Consider the following 6,668-nt stretch of genomic DNA (forward strand, 5'->3'; position numbering starts at 1 on the left):
ATATAATATCGTCAACGCAGTTAATATTACATTGTTCAAAAGACTGATAATTACAATTTATTTGGACTATAAATTGATAAATGAAATGGAAGGTAGGGATAAAGAATGAGCAGACTGGAAATTGCCTCTCCAAAAAGAGCAAAGATCGTAATGGAAGGCCTCTATAAAGATCTGGAAAGAAGAATTGAATCGAGTCCACCGGGGTTATGTCCAGTAGATATGGCAAGAGCATTTCTTGAGTTATGTCATGCACAGACATGCGGAAAATGTGTGCCTTGCCGTATAGGATTAGGACAGCTTAATAATTTCATCCGTGAAGTACTGGATGGAAAAGCGACAATGAAGACATTAGATATTATGGAACAGACAGCACTTTCTATTATGGAATCTGCAGACTGCGCGATTGGTTATGAAGCAGCGAACATGGTATATAAAGGATTGATCGGTTATCGTGATGATTATATTGAACATATTCAGAACGGAAGATGTACCTGTACATATAATCAGCCTGTACCATGTGTATCTTTATGCCCGGCACATGTAGATATTCCTGGATATATCGCACTGGTAGGGGAAGGACGATATGCGGATGCAATCCGACTGTTAAGAAAGGATAATCCATTCCCGACCACATGTGGATTCATCTGTGAACATCCATGTGAAGCAAGATGTAGAAGAAACATGGTAGATGATTCTATTAATATCCGTGGATTGAAGCGTGTAGCAGCAGATTTTGCAGGAGAAGTAGATCCTCCGCAGTGCGCACCAAGTACAGGTAAGAAGATCGCAATCCTTGGCGGCGGACCTGGAGGATTAAGTGCAGCATATTATCTGCAGTTAATGGGACATCAGACAACCGTATATGAGATGTTGCCGGAATTGGGCGGAATGCTTCGTTATGGTATCCCGAACTACAGACTTCCAAAAGAAAGACTGGACGATGATATCCGAGCAATCCTAAAGACAGGTGTACAGGTGAAGAATGGTCTGAAGATCGGACAGGATATTACGATCCAGGAATTAAGACAACAGTATGATGTTGTTCTGATCACGATCGGAGCAAGTACAGATAAAAAATTAGGATTAGAGAATGAAGATGCAGACGGAATCATTTCCGCAGTGCAGTTCTTACGTAATGTAGGAAAAAACCAGATTATAGATCTGACAGGAAAAGAAGTGGCTGTTATTGGTGGAGGTAACGTATCAATGGATGCGGTCCGTACAGCAAAACGTCTGGGTGCAAAGAAGGTAAGTATTGTCTATAGACGAAGAGTAGCAGACATGACGGCACTTCCTGGAGAAATCGAAGGAGCAGTTGCGGAAGGCATAGAATTACAGACGCTGAAAGCACCGGCATCTATAGATGTAGACGAGAATCATCATGTAAAAGGTATCTATGTGACACCTCAGATGGTAAGCTCGATCAGAGATGGAAGAGCAAGTATCAAACCTACAGGTGAAGAAGATATTTACATACCATGCGATGTATTAATCGTAGCAATTGGGCAGAATATTGAGACACATCACTTCGAACAGGCGGGTATCCCGGTTGAACGTGGTAAGATCATTACTAAAAGTACGGGAGCATTTGAGAATCTTCCTGGAGTATTTGCAGGAGGGGACTGTGCAAGCGGACCGGCTTCGGTTATCAAAGCAATCGCGGCCGCAAAGGTTGTTGCAGCCAACATTGATGAGTATCTTGGATATCATCATGAAATTTCCTGCGATGTTGAAATCCCGGAGGCACATCTGGATGACCGTACACCTTGCGGAAGAGTGAATCTTACAGAAAGAGAAGCATGTGAAAGAGTCTGTGATTTTGAAGCAGTTGAAAACTGCATGACAGAAAAAGAAGCAAAACAGGAGGCAAGCAGATGTCTTCGCTGTGATCATTTCGGATACGGTATATTTAAGGGAGGCAGAGAGACATTATGGTAAATCTTACAATTGACGGAAGAAAGATAATAGTAAAAGAAAATACCACGATCATGGAAGCTGCAGCCCAGAATGGGATTCCTATTCCGAAACTTTGTTATTTAAAAGGAATCAATGAAATTGCGGCCTGTCGTGTCTGTGTAGTAGAACTGGAGGGAAAAGAGAAGCTGATCACCTCCTGCAATAATGTTGCAAAAGAGGGAATGGTCATTCATACGAACAGTCCAAAGGTAAGAAGGCACAGAAGAACGACAGTAGAACTGATCCTATCACAGCATGACTGTGAATGTGTAACTTGTTCGAGAAGTGGCAACTGCAGTCTTCAGACAGTTGCCAATGATCTGAATATTATAGAGATTCCATTTAAGATGGAAATTGAAAGACAACCGTGGAACAAGGAATTCCCTCTGATCAGGGATTCTTCAAAATGTATTAAATGTATGCGGTGCGTACAGGTTTGTGAAAAAGTACAGAGCCTTGGTGTATGGGATGTAGAAGGAACAGGATCAAGAACAACGATTAATGTAGCCGGACACAGAACGATAGAGGAAGCTTCATGCGCATTATGCGGGCAGTGTATTACGCATTGTCCGGTGGGAGCATTACGGGCAAGAGATGATACAGAAGATGTATGGGATGCAATTGCAGATCCGGATAAGATCGTAGTTGCACAGGTGGCTCCAGCTGTAAGAACAGCATGGGGCGAGGAATTTGGACTTTCTGATAAGGAAGCAACTGTCGGAAAGATCCTTGATGCTTTGAAGAGAATGGGAGTCGATTATGCATTCGACACAACATTTTCAGCTGACTTGACAATCATGGAAGAAGGGACGGAATTTTTGCACAGATTTACTGCAGGGGAATTAAAAGAGCGTCCGATGTTTACTTCATGCTGTCCGGGATGGCTTAGATTTATCAAATCACAGTATCCTCATCTGGTGAGACAGCTTTCAACGGCAAAATCACCACAGCAGATGTTCGGAGCCGTGATGAAAACTTACTTTGCAGAGAAGCTTGGGGTATCACCTGAGAAGATCTACACAGTATCTGTAATGCCATGTGTGGCAAAAAAAGGGGAAAAGGAGATGGAACTGTTCTATCAGGAATATGCGGGACATGATATCGATGCAGTTATTACGACAAGAGAACTGACAAAGATGATCAAATCAGCGCATATCAGTCCGGATACACTTGCAGATATTGACAGTGACCGGCCAATGCAGGATGGAACAGGAGCAGGTGTAATTTTCGGAACAACAGGAGGTGTAATGGAGGCAGCTCTTCGAACTGCATACTATCTGCTTAAAGGTGAGAATCCACCGGAAGATGCATTTAAAGCTGTAAGAAGTACCGGATTTAATCAAAATCAGGGAATACAGGAAGCAAATTTCCAGATCGATAATGTAACAGTCAGAACTGCAGCAGTCAGCGGACTTGGGAATGCAAGAGCTCTTCTGGATCGCATCAATAAAGGAGAAGTTCATTATGACTTCGTAGAGGTAATGGCTTGTCCGGGAGGATGCGTAGGCGGTGGCGGACAGCCAATTCATGACGGAAGAGAACTTGCTTATGAAAGAGGACAGAAGCTTTACAGTCTGGATAAAAATGCAAAACGTCGGTTCTCACATGAAAATCAGGACGTTCAGAAAATGTATGAGGAATACTTTGTAAAACCTAATTCACCAAAATCACACATGTTACTGCATACAGAGCATAAACTGGAAGGTTTTTAAGGTGAAAAAGCTACATGTTAAAAAAATATCAAATATGTGAAAAAAATATCAAAATGTTATTGACAAAGAATTAACAAACGGTTATACTAAGACCATCGAAACAAACAAAAACTCACAGGAGGATAATCAACATGGCGACAAAGAAAAAAGAAAACGCAGTACCAGAGATTATTGATAATGTAGAAGCTCTCGAAGCTAAGATGAAAGCAATGAGAGAAGCTCAGAAAAAATTTGCTACTTACACACAGGAACAGGTAGACAAAATCTTTTTCGAAGCAGCGATGGCAGCAAATAAGATGCGTATTCCGCTTGCTAAGATGGCAGTAGAAGAGACAGGACGTGGTCTTGTAGAAGATAAAATCATCAAAAACCATTACGCAGCAGAGTACATTTATAATAAGTACAAAAACGATAAGACATGCGGCGTGATCGAAGAAGACAAAGCGTACGGAATTAAAAAGATTGCAGAACCAGTTGGTCTGGTAGCAGCGGTTATCCCAACTACAAACCCGACATCAACAGCAATCTTCAAAACGTTAATCTGTTTGAAAACAAGAAATGCAATCATCATCAGCCCACACCCGGCAGCAAAGGCATGTACAATTGCAGCAGCAAAAGTTGTTCTTGATGCAGCAGTAAAAGCCGGAGCACCGGAAGGAATCATCGGATGGATCGATGTTCCGTCATTAGAGCTGACAACAACAGTTATGAGAGATTCAGATGAGATCCTTGCAACAGGTGGTCCTGGAATGGTTAAATCTGCATACTCTTCAGGAAAACCGGCACTTGGTGTTGGACCTGGTAACACACCTGTTATCATCGATGATTCAGCAGATATCAAGATGGCAGTTAACTCCATCATCCATTCCAAGACATTTGATAATGGTATGATCTGTGCTTCTGAACAGTCAGTAACTGTACTGGACAGCATTTATGATGAAGTTAAGAAAGAATTTGCATACCGTGGATGCTACTTCCTCAAGAAGGGAGAAGAACTTGATAAAGTTCGTAAGACAATCATCATAAACGGAGCATTAAATAATAAGATTCCTGGAAAATCAGCATATGAGATCGCTAAGTTAGCAGGTGTTGAAGTACCGAAGGCTACAAAGATCCTGATCGGTGAAGTAGAATCTGTTGATATTTCGGAAGAATTCGCACATGAGAAATTATCTCCTGTACTTGCAATGTACAGAGCTAAGACATTTGATGAGGCTCTTGCAAAAGCTGAGCAGCTTGTTGCAGATGGTGGATACGGACATACATCATCACTTTACATCCACCCATCACAGACAGAAAAGATTGAGAAACATCAGCAGGCTATGAAGACTTGCCGTATCCTGATCAATACACCTTCATCACAGGGTGGTATCGGAGACCTTTACAACTTCGGACTTGCTCCATCTCTTACACTTGGATGTGGTTCTTGGGGAGGAAACTCTGTATCTGAGAACGTAGGTGTGAAACACCTGATCAATATCAAGACAGTTGCAGAGAGGAGAGAAAACATGCTGTGGTTTAGAACACCTGAGAAAGTATACTTTAAGAAAGGCTGCATGCCTGTAGCATTAGATGAACTCGGAACTGTAATGCATAAGAAGAAAGCGTTCATCGTAACAGACAGTTTCCTGTACAAGAATGGTTATGTAAAACCGATCGAAGATAAATTAGATCAGATGGGAATCCAGCATACATGCTTCTTTGAAGTTGCTCCAGACCCAACTCTGCAGTGCGCTAGAAGAGGTGTAGAACAGATCAGAGCATTTGAGCCAGATACGATCATCGCTCTTGGTGGTGGATCCGCAATGGATGCCGGAAAGATTATGTGGTTAATGTATGAGCATCCGGAAGCAAAATTCGAAGATATGGCTATGGACTTCATGGATATCCGTAAGAGAGTATACACATTCCCTAAGATGGGAGAGAAAGCTTACTTTATAGCTATCCCAACATCTTCAGGAACAGGTTCAGAAGTAACTCCATTCGCAATCATCACAGATGCTGATACAGGAGTAAAATGGCCTATCACAGACTACGAATTAATGCCAAACATGGCTATCGTAGACGTTGACAATGCAATGACAGCACCTAAGGGACTGACAAGTGCATCTGGTATCGACGTAATGACACATGCAATCGAAGCATATGTATCTATCATGGCTACAGACTTTACAGATGGTCTTGCTATGAAGGCAGTAAAAGCAGTATTTGATTACTTACCATCTGCATATGAGAATGGTGCTAATGATCCAATCGCAAGAGAGAAGATGGCTAACGCTTCATGCATGGCTGGTATGGCATTCGCAAATGCATTCCTTGGACTGAACCACTCTATGGCTCACAAACTTGGTGCATTCCATCACCTGCCACACGGTATTGCTAACGCTGTAATCCTGACAGATGTAATGCGTTACAATGCTGCAGAAGTACCTACAAGAATGGGAACATTCTCTCAGTATCAGTATCCACATGCACTTGCAAGATACGCAGAATTAGGACGTTTTGCAGGATGCAAAGGTAAGACAGATGAAGAAGTATTTGAGAACTTCATCGCTAAACTGGAAGAACTCAAAGAGAAGATTGGCATTAAGAAGACAATCAAAGATTACGGTGTAGATGAGAAATACTTCCTGGATACATTGGATGATATGACAGAGCAGGCATTCAACGACCAGTGTACAGGAGCTAACCCAAGATATCCACTTATGAGTGAGATGAAAGAAATCTACCTGAAATGCTATTATGGAAAATAAAACAGGCAAAAATATAATATCCAAGAGTTTTTGTTTGCAAATCGGATAATGTATTTAGCATAGAAAAAGTGTAGCGTTCAACGTTGCACTTTTTCTTATGCAAAGAAAGATGGAAAATGTAAAGGGATGTTTCGAGTAGAATGATTTTCAGAATCGGATCTGTTACTTGGGAGAATAGACGGATAATAATGTTAAAAAAATAACAATAAATATATATAATAAAAAATAGTGAAAAAAATATCAAAAA

3 protein-coding genes are annotated in these 6,668 nt (G+C 41.4%); all 3 read left to right on the forward strand.

The genetic code is table 11. From position 1 onward, the window contains the following. Positions 1 to 105: 105 nt before the first annotated feature. Complete coding sequence (locus NCY30_RS14550; protein ID WP_055194571.1) at positions 106 to 1,938, forward strand: NAD(P)-binding protein; 1,833 nt, start codon at positions 106 to 108, stop codon at positions 1,936 to 1,938. Further along, positions 1,932 to 3,668, forward strand: coding sequence for a [FeFe] hydrogenase, group A (locus NCY30_RS14555; protein ID WP_055194569.1), 1,737 nt, complete (start codon positions 1,932 to 1,934; stop codon positions 3,666 to 3,668). Before NCY30_RS14550 ends, NCY30_RS14555 begins: the two co-directional genes overlap by 7 nt. Positions 3,669 to 3,793: 125 nt before the next feature. Further along, entirely contained in the window at positions 3,794 to 6,421 is a 2,628-nt protein-coding gene (gene adhE, locus NCY30_RS14560; protein WP_256171881.1) for a bifunctional acetaldehyde-CoA/alcohol dehydrogenase, read from the forward strand. The last annotated feature ends 247 nt before the right edge of the window (positions 6,422 to 6,668 follow it).

It is taken from the genome of Dorea sp. MB18-49 (assembly GCF_023669465.1).
GTDB lineage: Bacteria > Bacillota > Clostridia > Lachnospirales > Lachnospiraceae > Dorea_A > Dorea_A longicatena.

Bases quoted from the DNA above. Each gene is read 5' to 3' on its own strand.
- NCY30_RS14550 (WP_055194571.1), top strand. From the start codon at position 106: ATGAGCAGACTGGAAATTGCCTCTCCAAAAAGAGCAAAGATCGTAATG.
- NCY30_RS14555 (WP_055194569.1), top strand. From the start codon at position 1,932: ATGGTAAATCTTACAATTGACGGAAGAAAGATAATAGTAAAAGAAAAT.